This is a genomic window from Paenibacillus illinoisensis NBRC 15959 (assembly GCF_004000925.1).
GTDB lineage: Bacteria > Bacillota > Bacilli > Paenibacillales > Paenibacillaceae > Paenibacillus > Paenibacillus illinoisensis.
Map to the genome: position 1 here is coordinate 1 of NZ_BIME01000026.1, position 18,887 is coordinate 18,887.

The following is an 18,887-nucleotide window of genomic DNA, read 5'->3' on the forward strand; positions in this document are numbered from 1 at the left end:
CGGGGACTTGCCGCTTGGCATTTCAATACATTATTTATCCGATAAATAAGTATCAACCGTTTTCAAAATCAAATATGTAAAATTTTGTTCCAATAAACCATCAATTACAGCGCACCACACTTCACCAGTCTAATCAAATCGTCTGTTGAATACAACTTGCCCTGCTCAATGTCTTTCTCGGATGATTCAATCATTTGTCGTATTTCCGGATCGGAATCCAGTTCATCCACCGGGTTATACACTTCATATTCCAAGCCGGCAATACGAATGAATTCCTTATGATCTTTCTCGTAGGATTCAATGATGGTGCCATCAGGAGCCTTCAGACTAAAGTTCACCCCTTGCAACCTCCTTCGATGATATTGCTTCACCTGCTGATGAAAATCTTAAGCTGAATTATAGCATACAACCGTGTTGCAACTCAGCCCTGAAATAATGAGATTTTGGACAATTACACTTGCGGAATAGGGTTCAATACCGTAACACGTTCACTCTTGATCTCTAGATGCTCAAGCCATAGCTCCACCAACTGCGTGCCATTGATCAGTTCAATATCCAATTCTTCAGCATAGTTACGTGCGTTGCTCGTAAAGTCGCTCGTTGTTACCACATAACCTCCTATAGCACCCTGCTTAACCATCTGGGAGTGAATCCCGTTTAAAGCGGTATACCAACCGATTCGGAGTGTCTCCTTCATATCTTCATGGGATGAGAATGCTTCAAGAGCATTGTTACGATAGTCTTCTAACGTTTGTTTTTGATTATGATACTTGTACACGAGGTAGCAAGTGAACATCAGCAAGATACTAAACAATATAGTCATACTAGATCAATCCTTTATATCCCATCATATCCAGCGCTTCAGCGTTTCAATCCATTTGTCAGGTATCGTACGATTTCAGTTAACTGTCAACTGAATTGGAGGGAGCCATATGTCATCCACAGATATAAAAGCATTGGAATACACCATAGCGGTAATTACAGAGATCGCTACCGGTCTTGGACTGGATTTCTACCCCATGCGATATGAAATTTGTCCATCCGATATTATCTATGCGTTTGGTGCATACGCCATGCCCGCTCGTTTCAGTCATTGGAGCTTTGGTAAAACGTTTAACAAGATGAAGATGGAATATGAATTCGGACTGAGCAAAATCTATGAGCTCGTAATCAACTCTGATCCGTATTATGCCTTTCTCTTGGATAGCAACTCCCTTGTCCAAAATAAACTGATTGTAGCCCGTGTTCTCGCACACTGTGACTTCTTCAAAAACAACGCCCGTTTCTCCAAAACGAATCGCAATATGGTTGAAACCATGACCGCTACTGCTGAACGGATTCGGGATTATGAGATGACCTACGGAACGCTTGCAGTTGAACAATTCATCGATGCAGACCTTGTGATTCAGGAACATGTCGACCCGTCCATCGTGAAGCCTTATAACATGTCCAAGGCGGCGTACATTAGGTCCATGCAGAAGTCTAAACCAACCAAGAAAAATCCCACCTCTACACCGTATGACGACTTGTGGTCACTTGTTAAGGTAGAAGAGGACGAGAAAAAGAAACTCCTGCTCATTTCCTCCCCAGCCTGAGAAAGATCTATTATGTTTATCGAAGAATATTCGCCGATATTAGAGCCTTGGCAGCGTGATATTCTAACCATGCTCCGTGATGAAATGTTGTACTTTTGGGCACGTACGAGACGAAAATAATGAACGAGGGTTGGGCTAGCTTCTTCCATCATCTTCAATGCGAGAGCTCGATCTAACGGTTAAATGAGACGATTGAGTACGCCAAACTGAACTCTTCTGTTGTTCAGCCTTCTCAACAATCGCTGAATCCTTATTACATGGGATTGAAAATATTCGAAGACATCTAGAAGCGATGGGATAACCCTACTCCCGAAGAAAGAGAACGCTTTGGTCGGGTTCCTGGGCGCGGCAGAGAAAAAAATGTTTGAAGTGCGTGAATATGATTCAGATATTTCGTTTATTCGCAATAACCTGACAAAAGAGCTGGTTAAGGAAATGGATCTATATGTATTCGAGAAGAAGGGTCCTGATTGGAAAATCACCGATAAATCGTGGGAGAACATTCGTGATCAACTAGCACTCTCTCGTGTGAATGGTGGTTTTCCATACTTGGTGGTCAAGGATGGTGATTATTCACGCAACGGTGAGATTTATTTGCTGCATCAGTATGAAGGCATTGAGCTTGATTTGAAGTATGTGGAGCGAACGCTGCCGTATGTTTATCGGTTGTGGGGAAAAAGTGTATATTTGGAGACGATTGTGGAGGGCAAACCGTTGTTGTTTATGTATGATGGGAATAAATTTAGTCGGAAGTTTATGTAGATGAAAGCAGCCCGTCCTTAAAATTAGGGAGGGCTGCAATTTTATTAGATTCTTACTGTGAAAAATAGTTCCTTTCCACAGCATTATTAGTTCCAAGTTCTCCTTTAAATGCCTGATCTAAGATTGAAGCTTGAACAATATCTGTCTTATTAACGAGACCGTAAATCTCATTTACCTTTTGTTCATTCACAAAAAGTTTATCTACGATACGCACAATTTCTTTCTGCTCATTGATTGAAGGTATATTAAGCATGATTGATAGGAATTTCTCTTGAGTTAGATTAACACCGCTATCTGAAATCCCTGTCTTCATTGAATTTATTTCATCAAGTATTTTAGGTGAATTTAATACTAATACGAGATATTCAGGGATGACACGTTCTAAATTTACACGAACCCTATAAGCTTTATCACAGAGTAATAGTCGAGGTCTGACTTCTCTTACTAAACAGCAAACCCCCACTCTTATACGGGGACCTGCACGAGTGATAAGAATATCACCTGCCTTTATTTCATGCTTCTCCCTTGGCTGTAACGAATCAGGAAGTTGTTTGTTCTCTTCCTCAACGAAATTCATATGTTGAATTGCAGTTGTTTTAATAACTCCCCATTTTCCCGCTTCAATCGAAGGATAGTTTTCACATTTTGGACTCCATCCTTGGTTTAATTCTTGAATCAGACTTCGAATTTCATGATTCTCCCAAATAGAATCCACACCATTCTCGTCTCGCCATTTCTTTGTCAGCTCCCCACGAAATGCCTTGTCCAAAATTGCCGCTCGACGAAGTTCAAAGGTTGCTTTGGCTTCTTCAATCAATTGTTTAGCTAGATTGATTTTACCCAAAAGCCTTTCAACTTTATCAGCAATTCGTTTTTGTTCGTTTAGTGGTGGAAGTGCTACAGGATATTTCTCGACATCTTTTGGTCGTGCTCTTGTGAGAGAGCCACCTACACCAGAAACATTTGCAGTAAGCAACCTTCTAAAATAAGGAGATCTAAACAAATACATCAAATACTTTGAATGTAAGTTTTGATTCTCAGATATGACTATCCATTCAGTCGATGCTATTTGTCTATACCTTGACTTTTTACTAACAGTCCAAACTCTATTTATCCTGGGATTTATTTTGCAAATTAAAACATCACCTGGTTCAACCACTTGTTTATTTGAGCTAATTTCTTGTCCTGACAATAATTCTGGCTCATTTGTAACAAAACTAGGGACACTATATAACTCAAATACTTCGTCCTCAAATTGATTAGGTTCAATCCCACGTCTTTTTCCGTTGTTTATTGAGCCTACTTTAACCCATACCCAATTCTCAGGCACCTCATACGGCTGCTCTTCCACTGGCACCAGAGCTTCTTTTAGTAACTCTTCCTGTGACTTTGTTTTCTTTTTATTCATTCCCATACACCCCGGATGTTTCAGCGACCATGGCAAGCGATGACTGAGTATTCTCATAGCTCACCTGAGTTGTATCAATCGACTTCAATTCGGCAACGACTTCACCCAGCAGAGCTAATGCTTCCTCCAACTTCGCCATTGCTTCTTCTGCGGAATCAATTGGATCAGGCAGGTTATCGTAAGCAGATAATGATTCATCTGCAATTAAGCCGATATCAAGACTGTCACCCTTCTTACGAATATCCTCACGAGTGAACACATTCCATCGAACATCTTCTACCTTCGTACGATCTTCAGCAGAGTAGGCTTCCACAAAAGAATCAAAATGTGCCCCTGTTAGAGGGGTTCGCTTACCAAAGCTCGGCATATTTGTTCGCAAATCGTATACCCATACGTCTTTTGTATTTTCCTTATCTGTCTTCTCACGTGTAAAGAACAGGACGTTTGTTTTGACACCTTGGGCATAGAAAATTCCTGTAGGCAAACGCAAAATCGTATGCAAATTGCACTTGTCCATTAAGTCAGCACGAATTTTCGCGCCAGCACCGCTCTCAAATAGTACGTTATCAGGTAAGACAACTGCTGCACGCGCTTTTCCGTCTGCTTTTAAAGCCCGGTAAATATGCTGTAGGAAATTCAATTGTTTATTTGTCGTTGTAAACGTGAGGTCATCACGTGTTGGGCGTTCACCGCCTTGCTTTGTGCCAAACGGCGGATTCGTCAAAATGACATCGAAGTTCTTCAGATGTGCACCGTCATCGGAGAGTGTATCCCCCAAAATAATCTCTCCATCAATTTCATGAAGCATCGCATTCATCATCGCAAGACGATGCGTATCCTTTACCAATTCAACCCCGGTGAATGCTTCTTTCTTTTGAAACTCAGCTGCCTTTTCTGGTAGGTCGAAATACTCATCCGTGTTGCTGCGGACGTGACGATCTGCTGCGATCATGAAACCGAACGTACCCGCCGCAGGGTCATTACAACGCTCTCCCGGTTGTGGGTCAACTAGTTTCGTGATTACATCAATAAGAGGACGTGGTGTAAAGTATTGACCTGCTCCCGACTTGGTCTCACTTGCATTCTTTTCAAGCAGACCCTCGTACAGGTCTCCAAGCCCTTCTTCTTTCGCGCTATACCAGTCTAACTGATCAATAGAAGTGATAATTTTCTCCAGGTTTTTCGGCTCATTAATATTGGAGGTTGCGTTCATATAAATTTGCTTGATCGTCTCATTGCCTTGGTTGCCCAGATCAAGCAGCAATTGACGATAATGCTGCTGTAGCACTATACCATGGCGCTCCGTGAGGGAATCCCAGCGATATTCTTCCGGCAAAATACTCTCTTTGTTTGTTTCCTTCATCATTTTCAAAAAAAGTACATACGTCAGTTCCGTTACATATTGATGATACGTAATGCCGTCATCCCGCAGTACGTTACATAAGTTCCAAAGTTTTTGTACAATATCCTGATTGCCCATTTACGCGTAGTCCTTCTTTCTTGGTGTATATAGTGCCGTATTGATTGTATTTACGATCGTATCCATCTCTCCATCGAAGATTCTGTTCAACTGCATATAGCCACCCTTGCTCTTGAACGGTTCAACCTCGAATGCCTTTTCCGGATTCGGATCCAACACCGATTCCTGGAGCAATTGTTTCTCAATGCGCTTTAACCAGTCCTTTTGAACCTTCGACCAGACTTTCATATCATATATTTTTTTCATCGCGCCTTCAATCCGTTCTTCATGGCTAATTAAGGGATCTCCAATCGCTTGTTGACGGATAAAACTTATAATATCTGCTGCAATATCCTCGTTTTTCGCATCTCGCCAAGCTGCCTGCAGCATTTTCTCCGAATACCCTTTCTGATCCAGCTCCACCCGCAGCTTACGCAGCTCATCTCGTGTCAGATCTGTTGGACGGGTACATATAATTGTAAGAGCAGGAATAAGGTTCAGGTTTTCGGTGATAAACGATTGGAACCCTTCCAAATAATCTTCAGGTTTATCCGCCTCCCCATATCCTCGTGTGGTAGAGAGCAACTTATCCTCATGTTCTGATATATAGATACGGTGTCCTCTCCCACGATTTTCATCAATGAAGGCAACAAGAGATTTCTTAATTTGCAAATCACCACTCGCTTGCAACGCACTCATATTCTTCAGATCGTCGATAAACGTATCAATACTCATTCCGCCAGACAGAGCCTGGAATTCCTCATGATCTTTCTGCGTCCATGTACATTTCTTCCGTTGCATTTTCGCGATAATCTGATCCTTATGTAACTTGCCTTGTTCTTCGCTCTCCAACTGTGCAAGTTCACTTGTCAGAACATCAAGCGACACTGTAGGCTTCGTCACAACGGGCTTCATATCAGTATATGGCTTCAATGTCTCGTAGATCCCCACCGCGTCATAGATCATAAAATGATCCTTGCCAATCTCATCACAACGTCTCGTCGCTCTACCGATCATCTGCTCGTACAAAATCCGTGAACGAACACGACGCATAAAGACCAGATTAGTGATACTTGGAATATCTACACCCGTAGTCAATAAATCGACGGTTACAACGATATTAGGCAAGCGTTCATTTTTAAACAACTTAATAGCATGAAGCGGATCTTTGATTGAGCCAGTGATTTTGAGCACGGCATTGTCGTCTACCGATCCATACATCTTTTCCAACTCTTCCTTAAACATCCGTACAATCATATCTGCATGATCGTCTGTTGCAGCAAAAATCAGTGTCTTGCCGTCCGATTCAGGATCAATATGTTTTGTCAATTCTTCCAGGATAACGCGGTTGAAATTTTCTGTTATCACCGTCTTGTTAAACTGGGTTACTTCCAGATTGATCTCATCCTCAAGCAGTTCCTTCTCGACATTGCCAGACGAAATGTCGTATACGGCAACCTCTTCGCCAACTTGCCACTTGATTCCGTTCTTTTTGAGTTGAGTCTCAAACTGCATCGGAGGTTCATGGTCAATTAAGTAACCATCAATTACAGCTTCACGATACGAATAATTGTACACTGGGCGTCCAAATATCTCGACTGTGTGCAATGCCGGCGTAGCTGTCAACCCTATTCGGAACGCATCGAAATAGTCCAGTACCTTCCGATACTTACTCACATAATCTTCATGGTCACGAAACTCTAACTCTATTTCAGACATTTCCTTGTCTAATGTGTACCCCCGATGCGCTTCATCGACAATAATGCAATCATATTGGTCAACGGAAGGAATTCCAGTACCATCATCTGATTCGTTATAGAATAGGCGTTTAACCATACCCTGAACAGTTGCGATCTGCACTTTGGTCTCCGTGTTCGGCTTCTTGTCATCCAGTGTCTGGAGCTCAAAAATCTCCGTAAACGAATGATAACTCTCTAGCTTCGAATCCTTGAACGCCGCCTCTGCTTGAACCCCTAAGGCTGATCGGTCAACAAGGAACAAAATGCGTTTAAATCGGTTGTGCTTGATTAGACGATAAATGAGACCGATTGCCATACGTGTCTTGCCTGTGCCTGTTGCCATTGCTAATAAAATATCACGCTGTCCGTTGTCAATCGCTTCCTCTACAGAAAGAATTGCATCTTCCTGATAAGGGCGTAACTTCAAGTAATCCAATGTCTCATCACGCAAATCTTGGGCTGCCTTTTCCACATCCTGCTGTAATAAATCTTTTAGACCCTGTGGGGAATACCACGCCTGAAGAGGACGTGGATGGTTCGTTGATTTGCGCGCGTCAAGAAACCAAATTCCCGACAGATGCTTCAGTTGTTCCAGATATGGTCGCCCATTGGTCGAGAAAAGGAACGGAACCTGGTAATTTCCCCAAGGATCATGAATCATTTCGTCCCCATGCTGCACGACATTCATGGCGTATTTTTTTGCTTGAGCAATATCTGCCTCTACGTTTTTACTCATTCGCTTGGCTTCTACAATGCCAACCAGTTCTAGCCCGCAAAATAACGCATAGTCTGCAAATCCTGTCTTAAGTGCCCATTCAGCAATAGCAATATTGCGTCCTTTCTCTGGACGCGTTCCTAATCCAAAACGGAGCTTTTGAGAGTCTACTTCCCAGCCTGCTTGACGCAACTTATCGTCGATAATTAGCCGAGTCTCAGCTTCCGTAAGCTTAAAGGCGCTACCTGCTTCTCTTGATTTTGTATGGCGCTTTTTCTTATCTTCGTTCGTAACCGTTGCCTGCTGCTGGCGCAAGTTCTCCAATTCTTGCTGTAACAGTTCCATTTTCGATTCATATGACTCTGCCAGTTGAGCCAATTGCTCACCATTATTTGCAGTGTCTTGCTGAGTCGGTTCGATATAGGTCGGCGAATTGAAGCACCAGTCACCATATACTTCCATGAACCATACGCCAAGTCGGAAAGCCAGATGCGTCGATGCATGGGCTTCAGCCGTTGAACCATAACCCGATTCGTGGACTGCCTTGTTTCCAATTTTACGTAAGGTATGAAGATAATCTACAATTTCATCAGAGATCAGACCATCGCGCTTCAACTGCGATAGTCGATCAACCTGAGTAAGTTCCCTAGTCTCATCTAACTCTTCCATAGCGCATATATATTTCGTTAGTGTTTCACCGAACATGCGCAACTTAATTAATGACGTATTGGGGTCTATAAATAAATTGCGTTCTGCCATCTCCCCAAGATTCGACAGTATTTCCCATCTACTATGTAAGAACTCAAAGTTTCCAGACATTCACAGCACCTCAATATCCAGTTTTCGTGTTAACTCAACAAATTCAGGATTGATTACAGATTACTAGTTCTATAGTAACACAAGAATTAGGATATTACTTCCTTTACATTTCATAATAACCCCCTCTACTTCCATTGTTTTTGGGAGGATTCTCTTTAATTGGGCCTGAAACCTTCATATATGAAATAATAAATAGTATTCATGGACACAACACTCAACAAAAACGTACATCTAAACTCACAGACTGCATGCCAAAAGCCTAACTCCTTGACAGGGGTTAGGCTCTCCTAGCGATCAGTATATTCATATTTATAAAGAGATATTTATCATGGCGAACACTTTCCCAAATATTGGGGGGACTTAATGGATGTTGGACGAGTTATTGTTAAACAACTCCGAGCCTTCTTCCACCATTTTCATGAAATAATCTGCAGCAATGGGGTTCTTGCTGCTCAGTTCAAGAAGCATTTCACTTATCCGGACAACACGCCATACCAATGGATCAGCTTCAGAATCTGATTCGTCAATATTCAACTTGTGCTCTTTCTGAAGTTTGCTCAGTACTTCAAATTGAATGGTTTGGGTTTTCCCTGTTTCCAAATTGCTTAAGTAAGCAGGCGAAACACCAATTTCATTAGCAAATTCGTTAAGTCGGATTCCCTTTTGTTGTCTAATTTGGCGAATCTGTTGACCCAAAATTGCTCATTCTCTTACACCGCCTTAGGAGGAATTAATTTCACCATGAACCGCAAAAAGATCACGCACAACCGAGATTTAGTCTCATCCATTAGCCAAATTCGTGATCCAGATGCAACAGGGAAGTGGATGGATCTTTATGTAAATCTGCTGAAAAAAGCAGCTGATTGCTGAACAAGCATCTAACAACCTAGGAGAGGAGTAGTTATTGATGAAAACCATTTTATACGCTCGAAGTTCAATCAAATCACAAGCATTCTATCGAAATGCAGAAGGCTCTCGCTCTTGAGAAAGTCAAAGTGAAAGGGCACATATCTAAGGATCTATTTTTCAATGAAGCAGTCTCTGCTCGAAAAACCGAAATTCATGAACGTACGGAGTTGAGCAGCCTATTCTAGGAAAATCAACAAAGGGATGATTAATACCATCTACTTGTATAAAAGGGCTCAGCTTGCTCGAAATCGAACAATCCATGGAACTTTACGAGCCATTTCTTTCCACACAAGCTACAGTTGTTTTCATAGCAGACAAAGAAATTTCTATACAATACTCGGCAGCCGGAGAATTTTTCGAATTGATTATCGGGGGATTTAACGAACGCGAAACCAGCCGAATTGTGCAACGTATCAAAAACGAAATATACAATGGCGAAACAAGGAAAACACACTCAAGGTAGAATTTCCTTTGGGTGTTATGTAGATTAGGATAAGGTATACCACGTTGAACCTGAACAGGCAAAAATCATCAGAATTTGTACGAAGCTATCATTGAAACGAACTGCACTTATTTTCTGATTTCGTACGGAGCATGCAGCACACAGGATTGGTGCCCCGACAATGGGGATTACGATCGCATACAAACGTTCCTCAGTAACACCTTCTAAAAACGAGGTGAGCTATACAGGAAGAAGTGGTATTGCTGCTCAAGTTGCCAATATAATATAGAATGAGACCGGATGCACGCTTTTTTGATGCCCAGCTGAATGATCTTAAAGCACAAAATCTGGAGACCGTTAGTTCCTCGGTATATGACCAGATGCTGAACGAACGTCAACTTATCGTTAAACAGTTGGATAAAATGAAGCCTTATTATCTGAGCTGAAGAAAAAATTACAGCTTACTGAATTACATGCCAAGAAGCTCGCAGAGAGCGTAAAAGACTTAGAAACCAGAGATGACAACACCAAGATGGTACAGGTCCTTACGTTACAAAAAGGACAATTGACGACCCGGATCGAAGGACTCGATGATAAAATCAAACAATCTTTAAGTCATCTTCAGTACCTCGATCTAATTGAAGCAAACCCAGCAGAGATTACACGCAACATAAAGTCCAGAAACATTATGACCAGCCAGGATAATGCTCATGATATTCGCAAGATGGTGACTTATCTGGTTCAGCAAGCTATTTTCACTCCAACAACTAGGGACAGTAAAAATGTTATTACTAAAGGAGAAATCGCAATTCAAACCAGAAGCAGCCTCGTCAGTACGATTGTCACTTAACCAACCACCCTAAACAGGAAGGTTGGTTTTTTAGTGATCCTGGTTAATGAATCTACATGGACAAGATCTCGGTTTTGGAGTTAGCTTGTCCATCACACGTACTCAAATCTCGGTAACGAGATAGGCACGCGACCGGCAGCCTACCCGGCTAACGAGATGAAGTGCTTGAAAAATGCTTGTCCCATGGGGTTTGTCCGATTTTCATATTTACCAGTATGGACAGGAATTTAACTTGGTAAACGGTTCTTGGTGAAGGATATCTCAAGTTATAAAACTTGTATGAATTCTCGGATAACCGTTCAACATACAGCACTATCGTTGAGATTTTTCTCCCCTTTTGAAATCGAAACAATTCTGAGTTTCATAATAAATATGAAGTCTACCGGGTGAAATGCAGAAGAATTACTTATGGTCTACTATACTTATTATATTTTTTTGGATTGATGATGGTATTGAGAGGAAAAATAGTCTGAGTTAAAGAGTTATCACATAGAATATTTACAAAACTTATCGAGGTGAAGTATATGTTTGTTCAACTATCAAAATCCGAAATCAAAGATCTCGAAGAACAAAAAATTGCTCAACAGATATCAAGATGGGAATCTTTGGATAAGGCTGTGTCATATTATACAGATATTAAGGGCATCTTTACTGCGTATAAATTGAACTTTTATGATATGCAATCAGCATATTCAACTCCGATTGTTGTACTGAAATTAAAAAAACTGCCGACACGTTAGTCGGCAGTTGAATATTATTCCTCAAGAGCTCTAGAGATTCTAAAATACCGCTTATCTAAAGCATCTTTTCCTCCTTCCATTACTTCACAGACTGCCTCACGAACGTCAGTTTTCTGTAATGCTCCACTTATTTGCTTTTGTATTTGTCCTCCAGCAAAATTCATTTGAATTATATTTTCGGCAGCACCATTTACAGGTATGTTAGGGTTATGAGTTATCACTATAACTTGCTGCTTCTTTTTAAATTTTCTTAAACTAGTAACAACCAAATCAGTAATTCTCTTGGTATCCAGATCTTCTTCTGGTTGATCAATTATAATTGGTGAATCGTCAAGTAATAACATAAGGGACAACATAGCAGCTGTCCTTTGTCCCGCTGAACCTGTTTCAATATCTTCTTCTTTGCGATTTGTTACTAACTTCAGTTCAATCTTATCTTCTGGATACCACAAGAACATTCTATCCGTATCTTCTGGTGTATTATATTTAAGTGCATTAAGATGTTTAGCAAATGGTTTACCAAATCCATTGGATTCCTGTTCATTAGTCCTAATAACTTTAAGTACTATTTCAGAACGAGTTTTCCAAGGATCTTCAGAATTTAGCAGATTAAAGATAATACCTCCACTTGGATTCCCGTCTTCATCTCTTTCTAAAATGTCCTTCGAAAATTCAGTTCCAGATTTTCTAATTAATCCCCTAAAACTCGTTTCAGCACTGTATATATCTCCCATAACCTTGAGATGAATTCTTATATGTGGATTAGATCCCTGCCATTCATTGATAGCATTTTCTCGCTCTGTTCTAAGCTTTCTTTCATGATTATTTATTTCTATAAATACTCCACTAGTCTCCTCTTTTTGATCATTCAATTGTCCTTCAATATTCTGAATTTCACTAAGTTTCTCTTCAAGTTCCCTTTTTCTTGACACATGTTGTCCGTATGCATTTGGGTTCTTCTCACCATTCTCCTCAAGACGTTTTACAAGATCTAGGTATTTTTCTTGATGTTCTAGACGGCTACTGTGCCAAGGGATTTTAGACGCTGTTTCATTAAATTGACTTCCAAATGATCCTAATTGCACAATCAATTCCTTTATCTGAGTTTTAATTTTATTAAACTCTATGGTCTTATCCTGTAAAAGATTTAGTGATTCAGTATCTAGGTCTGTAAATGTATCTGAATCTATACTTATATCAGGCAAATCAATTTCCTCTAAGTCCCTCGATAATTTCGAAACCTTTTCAATTTCGTTATTAATTTTTTCGTTTAATGTTTGTGTTCTATGATATCGTTCAAGCAATTCTTTATGTCCTGAATCCTCGAAAATTTTCATTTTTGCAATTACATCTTCCAACTCAGATTTCAAATTACCTTTGTTATTAATCTTTAAATGAAGGTCTCGTTGTTTTTTTCTTGACTGCAAAAACCTTTGTGTCAATTCTTGTTTTTGTTCAATCCATTTTTTTTTATCAAACTGTTGATCAACTATGTCCAATATATGGTTAGGATCTTCAGTCAATGAGTATAAATGTTTTTGACTGAAAATTCTTATTGGGAATCTTGAATCAATATTGTTGCTTTGTTCTTTCTCTTCCCACTCACCCTGCTCATTTTTATGCTCTTCAAATATTTCACTATTTGCCCACGTTAACGCAATATCTCGCCCATCTTTCTGCATCTCCACTCTTATTTTAGTATTGTGAGTTAGCATGCCAGCTCTGCCTCGTTCTTTAGGCACTTGATTAAACTCTTTAAATTCTTCTTGAACTTTTTGTGGGAGTCCCATAGTTTTACTTAAAGGTAACCTCATATACTCAATTAGGCTTGATTTTCCTGACCCCCTGCCACCAATAACAGTATTTAACCAAGGGCTAAAACTAACTTTCAGTGGATTTCGTCTTCCTGCTTTCGCTCCATGCGATATCTCAATTGAATTAATAAAAAATCTATCATGTGTGTCATTTGGTTTATCAATCCCTGAATCACCTCTGATTACTCCATCTTCACCATCATGCAATGCTAATCTCAGCGCTTCCAAATTTGGAAACTCCATTTTAACCCAAGTATAACTTGAGCCAGCAGTCTCTGGATGATGGCTATCAGACCCGGCTACCTCAGTCAGATTTAATTTCATTTCATGATAAATTTGAGGTTTATCAAACATTGAATTGCATAATTGCATCGCAAGCAACCCGCTAGCACTTAAGCATTTTCTTAATGAATTTCCTTCTTGCTCCACAAATAAACCTCTTATAGTGTCAATATGTGCTGGTATAGCTAATCCTTTCATTTCATGAATGATATCTACAACATCATTAAATGACTTAGTTGTACAACCATCGGAATCACCATATGTACCCTCATACTTACATTCACTTACAAGCTTCATAATACGTTCTGAAGTTTCAGATGGGTCAAATATTGCTAACAAATGTATATTCCCGTGAACCGTTATCTCAACACCAGGAAAAATAGTTAATTCTCTATACCCCTCAACTACCTCTTCTTTCATAAGATTTAATTCATTTTTCAAAGTATCGATCCATGCACCTGAATTGTGATCTGTAACAGCTACACAATCAATCTCTTTAGCCATATAATCCAACAACCACTCACGTGGTTTACGTGCTTTTAAAGACTCTTGATTTGGACCTTTACCGTAATCAATTGATATAGGAGTATGAGTGTGGAAATCAAACTTCCACCATTTCGAACCATGAAATTGCACTTGGAATGCCCACCTTTACATTTTTGAGATTGGAAATTGCTATAACACTAAAAAATTCTACACAATAGTACTTTTTTCCTGCTTTTTCTACACTAAATTCTTAATAAACTAGTACCTTAGCGGAACGAAGGCTGGGCCTCCTACTGGCATCAACGCATAATACGCGAGCTCGACCTGAGTAGTGAAGACACCATTGAATTTGCCAAATTGAATTCTTCCGTCGTACAGCCATCCAAACAAAGTTTGAATCCGTACTATTTGGGGCTGAAAATTTTTGAAGATATTGAACGCCGCTGGGATCACCCATCCAGGGAAGAGCAGGAGCGCTTTGGCCGCAAACCGGGTCAGGGCCGTGCCAAAATGTTCGAGGTTCGCGAATTCGATTCCGACACCTCCTTCATCCGAAATTACATGACGAAGCAGCTGACTGAAGATTTGGATCTCTATGTATTCGAGAAAAAAGGCCCGGATTGGAAAATCACCGACAAGTCCTGGGAAAACATACGCGATCAACTTGTATTCTCTCGTATTAACGGAGGCTCACCGTATCTGGTCGTTCAGGACGCCGATTATCTGCGAACAGGTGAACTTGTGCTGAAGCACCAGTATGAAGGCATTGAGCTGGACCTGAAGTATATGGAGCGCACCCTCCCTTATCTGTACCGGCTCTGGGGGCGAACGGTTCATCTGGAAACCCGGGTTGAGGATAAACCCATCTGGTTTACCTATGACGGCAAGAAGCACCATAGGAAATTTATGTAAGATGTCCTCACTTTGATGACTTAATGAATCCGATGGAATTAATTATTCACATTCTTATTTAATCCAAAATGTATGATCAACAAATAAAGCGGTAAGTCCCTGTAGAATAACGGGGACTTGCCGCTTGGCATGATGGAACCATACTTACATAAAGATATCTAAGATTACGCTTCATGGAAATATGCTTAGATGAAGTGTTTATATAACTTTCCCCTTTGTCCAACAATTGGAGGATACAACGTATTGATCCACGGTAAAGTAATACGTATGCGGCATTCACAAGCGGGAATTTATTCTTCATATTATCTACATAAGGAGTGGCAAGTAACTCTGCCAGATTTCAAATCATTGAGGATCTACGATCACGCCATGGTCTACTTTGGATCTTTTAGTTAGCTGCGGTTTCAGGCTCGGGATATATAGGTGGGGGAAATAAACAAATCAGTGGCAAAAGAGTGTAAACATAAGAAACATGAACTTACTACATCCTTATTTTGAATATTTTCGAATTCAGTCGCATTGTAGAGGGAATTCCATTGAGTCAACCATAAAAAGGTGTAACGATAACGAAACAATAAGGGATCTGTTCTGTGATCCAAAAGAAAAGTCGATTCTTTTGAAAACAAGCTTCTGTGGCAAACGCAAATCGGCTTTAGTAACGGTTGCGGGCGACCTTACCTAAATTCGGACTGAAGAACATTTTATTTACTCTCTATAACTCAGGCTTTATACAATAACAAAAATTGTAGCGCGGCATCATTCTGAAACAAAATGACCTCGCTTTGGTTCATGATCACACTGGATAGACCACTTCAGCACGTAGCATTGAAGGGTATAACCATGAACAAAATCAAGGCTTTCGATATAACTAGAAGCCCTTAACCGTAAACTGAAAGGGTATGCTAGGAAATCATTCTAGACGTAAAAATGCCTAGATAGAACCCCTCTTCTATCATTTGAAAACCGAGAAAATATACTAGAATAAGGAGAAAAACAATGCAGAAACTTTACAGTAAGTGAGCGAATACATATTGTTCTACAACCAAACCAAAAATAAACGACCGTTCCCCGGTAGTATACTGGGAAACGATCGCAAATTAAATTTTTATTCACGTGCTGTCTATTTGACAGGGATATAATCACTATCACGTAAAATTGATAGGAACGTCTAAATTAACAAATATAAAAATAGCTTCGAATAATCGATAAATACTTTCCACTTATCTAAAAAAGCCTAATATTGGGATGATTATAAGATATTAATTGACTTTTATTAATTAACATGTTAAATACAAGTTCTTCTAAGCAAACAATTAAAAATTCTTCTAATAATCTTGCAATAGCAGGATAATCAGAAAAATTTCCATAAGTCAAATGAAATTCGGTTTCTTTATTATGAACAATACAATTCCTAAGTTTATAAATCACCTCTGAGAAGAAATCCTGGATATTTCCGATATTTATATTTCCAGAGTGATTTTCGTTATATCCCAATTTCCGAAGAGCTCCATTTATTCCAGCAGTTTTATCAGGTGTATCTATCAATTTTGTCCAACTTAAATACACTATGTCTTTAAATTGGGAAGAAGCTGTTTCTTTATATGTCAGTTTTAATGCTAACTTCATAAATTTTTTTAATGCGCCTAGCTCATTTTCCATAACACGTTTATATAAATTTTGAAAATCCCTTATTGAAAACATAACCTCGCCATTTAAATTTACAAGAGAACAAATAGGTTCTCTAAACATAAAGTTCTCAATAACTTGATAGAGTTTTAAGTATTTATCAATAATATTTTTTTGATAGTTGTACTCGCTTAAGATATAAATTGTATCATCAAATTGTTGATAACCTTTTAAATAATCCCATTCAACATCAGATCTTATTAAAGGGATTTGATCATATCTATATGCATTATGAATCTCTTTACCTACCGAAACCTCATACAAATTCATAAACGATTTTAAGCTATCTGCATTTTCTGAACTATCCTTATCAATTAATAAATATTTGTGAGTCTCACTAGTACCATTAGTAGAACTCAACTTGCCAAGTAAATGAAATAATAATTCAACATTAAATTTATTTAAGAACTCACTTATTCCAGATAAATCATTAAGTGAAAATACAATAATTGTCTTTCTTATATCTTCTGGACTGAAATAAAATTTTTCGAAAGAAGTGTCATATGGTACAAGTTTAAACATATCTTCTTGAATTAAAGGGATAAGAGGAACTACACTGATGTCAAGTGTAGAAATTTTCGAGAGTAGCGCAAACATCATTCTAAAGTAATGTATTGCTTCCTTCAATATTTCAGGGTACTCATCATTAAGCTTATTAAAAATTCCAATAATTACATCAAGTTCACAATCAAGTTCTTCCGTGGCTCTTTTATCCTTAACGGTATCTAAGCCATCATTTAACAGAGCAATGTAATTATCTAATTCTGTAATACTTTTACGTTCAAAGTTTTGTTCATACTCAGCGATAACAGAATTAATTAAAGATTCCAACTTATCATAGTAAATATCTATAGCTTTCTTGGATGTGTCAGTTATTTGCATGTTCTACACTCCTAAAACATTCCGACCATATAATGGGCTGTTTATTTTCTAAATAATTGTATACTCCCAAATATACTGCATTTTTTGTGTATTCCCCTACATTAACTTTACTCAAATTGATGTTAGCTCGTTCCCTATTATACTCTTTGATATTTAGTACATCACTATCGCTTGATGTAAGCGAAACGAGAAATTGATTGAACACATCTTGAGGATTTTTTATTTTTATATCCTCTGAGTATTTACCTAACGCTGCAAATAATCCTATTGTTACAGTATCTCGAGAAACCCATTGAATACCTTCATCCAAGGAATATTTTTTTTCAAGATATGTATCGAATCTCATTAAAAAGTTAATCAGTTCTACTAAGAGTTCGTAAGATATTATACCTACAAATTCACCATTCTTAAGTTTTTCATCCTGAATTCCTTTAATTAAGGATGCATTTGCGGTAATAGTGTCTTTTTCTAGGAATGCCAAACATGCAGTAATTAAGTGAGAAAAATGAAACTCCCATTTCTTACGTCCTTTACTAAAACTTATTGAGCTAATCTCTTTCTCTCTAAGTAACGTAAATTCTGGATGCTGCTTCTTAATATCATCAAAATATGACACTAGATTTAAAAATAGTAATTCTAATTGATGTTTTAAGGAAACCTGTTTATGACCTGCATTTAATAGTAACATTTTTTCGATTTCCTGATGAGGACTAAGTCCCTCCCAAATCTCAATCCACTGAATTTCATTGAAACAATCCTTGATTTCATGCATTTCTTTCTCACTGCTTATTAAACGCTCCAACACTAGTGTTGACGAAGAAATTTCTTTAAGTTCCCTGCCGAACTTGCGAGATAACTCTAGTTTTGAAAACTCAGCTATCGTTGGATAATCCATAAGAAGATGCTCAAGATATATAACTGTATCCCACAAAATTTTCAGTCTGAATGTTCTCTGCAGACCATCAAGAATTTTAAATTCTTGTATAATCATTCTGTTATTTTCTTCTACATCATTGTCGATACTTTCAGTAACAATAGTGATTGGTGGGATGTGATCCTTGTTTAAAACAGTTTCAACGATTCTGTCTAAGTATACATTGGTAACTATACCTCTTTGAATGTCATATTCCATAAAATCTGCTGGTAAATTTTCAATATATTCTTTTAGGGTTGTTCCACAGAAATAACAAGTTGCCTGATTATTGCCAGACTTTTTGGATGTGTATCTAGTTACTATCATATTATTCTCCCCTTATTGGAGTCATGAGGGTCACTTACATGAACTACATGCCCTTATTAATAGAAATATTATATATCAAAGGAAATAATACTTCCATGAAGTTTAACTCACTTTCTCATAAGATAAGTAAAACTTTTATAAGTGAAC

General features: G+C 38.7%; 12 protein-coding genes and 2 pseudogenes. 5 read left to right on the forward strand and 9 right to left on the reverse strand.

Features of this window, described 5'->3' with window-relative positions; all coding sequences use genetic code 11:
- Positions 1-104: 104 nt before the first annotated feature.
- Positions 105-338: a hypothetical protein gene (locus tag PIL01S_RS29245; protein ID WP_127541378.1), complete on the reverse strand. Its 234-nt coding sequence runs from the start codon at positions 336-338 to the stop codon at positions 105-107.
- 113 nt (positions 339-451) lie between these two features.
- Positions 452-823: a restriction endonuclease gene (locus tag PIL01S_RS29250; protein WP_127541380.1), complete on the reverse strand. Its 372-nt coding sequence runs from the start codon at positions 821-823 to the stop codon at positions 452-454.
- Positions 824-932: 109 nt separating this feature from the next.
- On the opposite strand from PIL01S_RS29250, the pseudogene PIL01S_RS29985 reads away from it, so the two are divergent.
- The 3 genes and pseudogenes from PIL01S_RS29985 to PIL01S_RS29990 all read left to right on the forward strand — a co-directional run bounded on the left by PIL01S_RS29985 (position 933) and on the right by PIL01S_RS29990 (position 2,357).
- Positions 933-1,715 (forward strand): annotated as a pseudogene (locus tag PIL01S_RS29985) (SpoVR family protein).
- Between the two features lie 86 nt (positions 1,716-1,801).
- Entirely contained in the window at positions 1,802-1,882 is an 81-nt protein-coding gene (locus PIL01S_RS30120) for a SpoVR family protein (RefSeq protein WP_307721014.1), read from the forward strand.
- A 40-nt stretch (positions 1,883-1,922) separates the two neighbouring features.
- Positions 1,923-2,357, forward strand: a complete 435-nt coding sequence (locus PIL01S_RS29990; RefSeq protein ID WP_281280822.1) for a SpoVR family protein — start codon at positions 1,923-1,925, stop codon at positions 2,355-2,357.
- A gap of 52 nt (positions 2,358-2,409) precedes the next feature.
- On the opposite strand, the gene PIL01S_RS29260 is transcribed toward PIL01S_RS29990, so the two are convergent.
- The 4 genes from PIL01S_RS29260 to PIL01S_RS29275 form a co-directional block, all read right to left on the reverse strand.
- Entirely contained in the window at positions 2,410-3,765 is a 1,356-nt protein-coding gene (locus PIL01S_RS29260) for a restriction endonuclease subunit S (protein WP_164764377.1), read from the reverse strand.
- Positions 3,758-5,245 (reverse strand): class I SAM-dependent DNA methyltransferase, encoded by a 1,488-nt coding sequence (locus PIL01S_RS29265; protein ID WP_127541385.1) that lies wholly within the window; start codon positions 5,243-5,245, stop codon positions 3,758-3,760. Before PIL01S_RS29265 ends, PIL01S_RS29260 begins: the two co-directional genes overlap by 8 nt.
- Positions 5,246-8,497, reverse strand: a complete 3,252-nt coding sequence (hsdR, locus tag PIL01S_RS29270; protein WP_127541387.1) for a type I restriction-modification system endonuclease — start codon at positions 8,495-8,497, stop codon at positions 5,246-5,248.
- A gap of 360 nt (positions 8,498-8,857) precedes the next feature.
- Complete coding sequence (locus tag PIL01S_RS29275) at positions 8,858-9,193, reverse strand: helix-turn-helix domain-containing protein (protein ID WP_246058592.1); 336 nt, start codon at positions 9,191-9,193, stop codon at positions 8,858-8,860.
- 45 nt (positions 9,194-9,238) lie between these two features.
- Here PIL01S_RS29275 and PIL01S_RS30125 point away from each other — a divergent pair, with 45 nt between their 5' ends.
- Positions 9,239-9,367, forward strand: a complete 129-nt coding sequence (locus tag PIL01S_RS30125; RefSeq protein WP_281280823.1) for a hypothetical protein — start codon at positions 9,239-9,241, stop codon at positions 9,365-9,367.
- Between the two features lie 2,085 nt (positions 9,368-11,452).
- On the opposite strand, the gene PIL01S_RS29280 is transcribed toward PIL01S_RS30125, so the two are convergent.
- The gene (locus PIL01S_RS29280) at positions 11,453-14,170 is read right to left on the reverse strand and encodes a TrlF family AAA-like ATPase (RefSeq protein ID WP_127541392.1); all 2,718 of its coding nucleotides are present in this window, start codon (positions 14,168-14,170) and stop codon (positions 11,453-11,455) included.
- Between the two features lie 123 nt (positions 14,171-14,293).
- Between PIL01S_RS29280 and PIL01S_RS29285 the strand changes: the two are divergent.
- Positions 14,294-14,932 (forward strand): annotated as a pseudogene (locus PIL01S_RS29285) (SpoVR family protein); the annotation flags it as partial.
- A 1,224-nt stretch (positions 14,933-16,156) separates the two neighbouring features.
- Here PIL01S_RS29285 and PIL01S_RS29290 read toward each other — a convergent pair.
- Both PIL01S_RS29290 and PIL01S_RS29295 read right to left on the reverse strand, forming a co-directional pair.
- Complete coding sequence (locus tag PIL01S_RS29290) at positions 16,157-17,500, reverse strand: hypothetical protein (RefSeq protein WP_127541394.1); 1,344 nt, start codon at positions 17,498-17,500, stop codon at positions 16,157-16,159.
- The gene (locus PIL01S_RS29295) at positions 17,487-18,740 is read right to left on the reverse strand and encodes a hypothetical protein (protein ID WP_127541396.1); all 1,254 of its coding nucleotides are present in this window, start codon (positions 18,738-18,740) and stop codon (positions 17,487-17,489) included. The genes PIL01S_RS29290 and PIL01S_RS29295 overlap by 14 nt, the downstream gene beginning before the upstream one ends.
- Positions 18,741-18,887 lie beyond the last annotated feature (147 nt).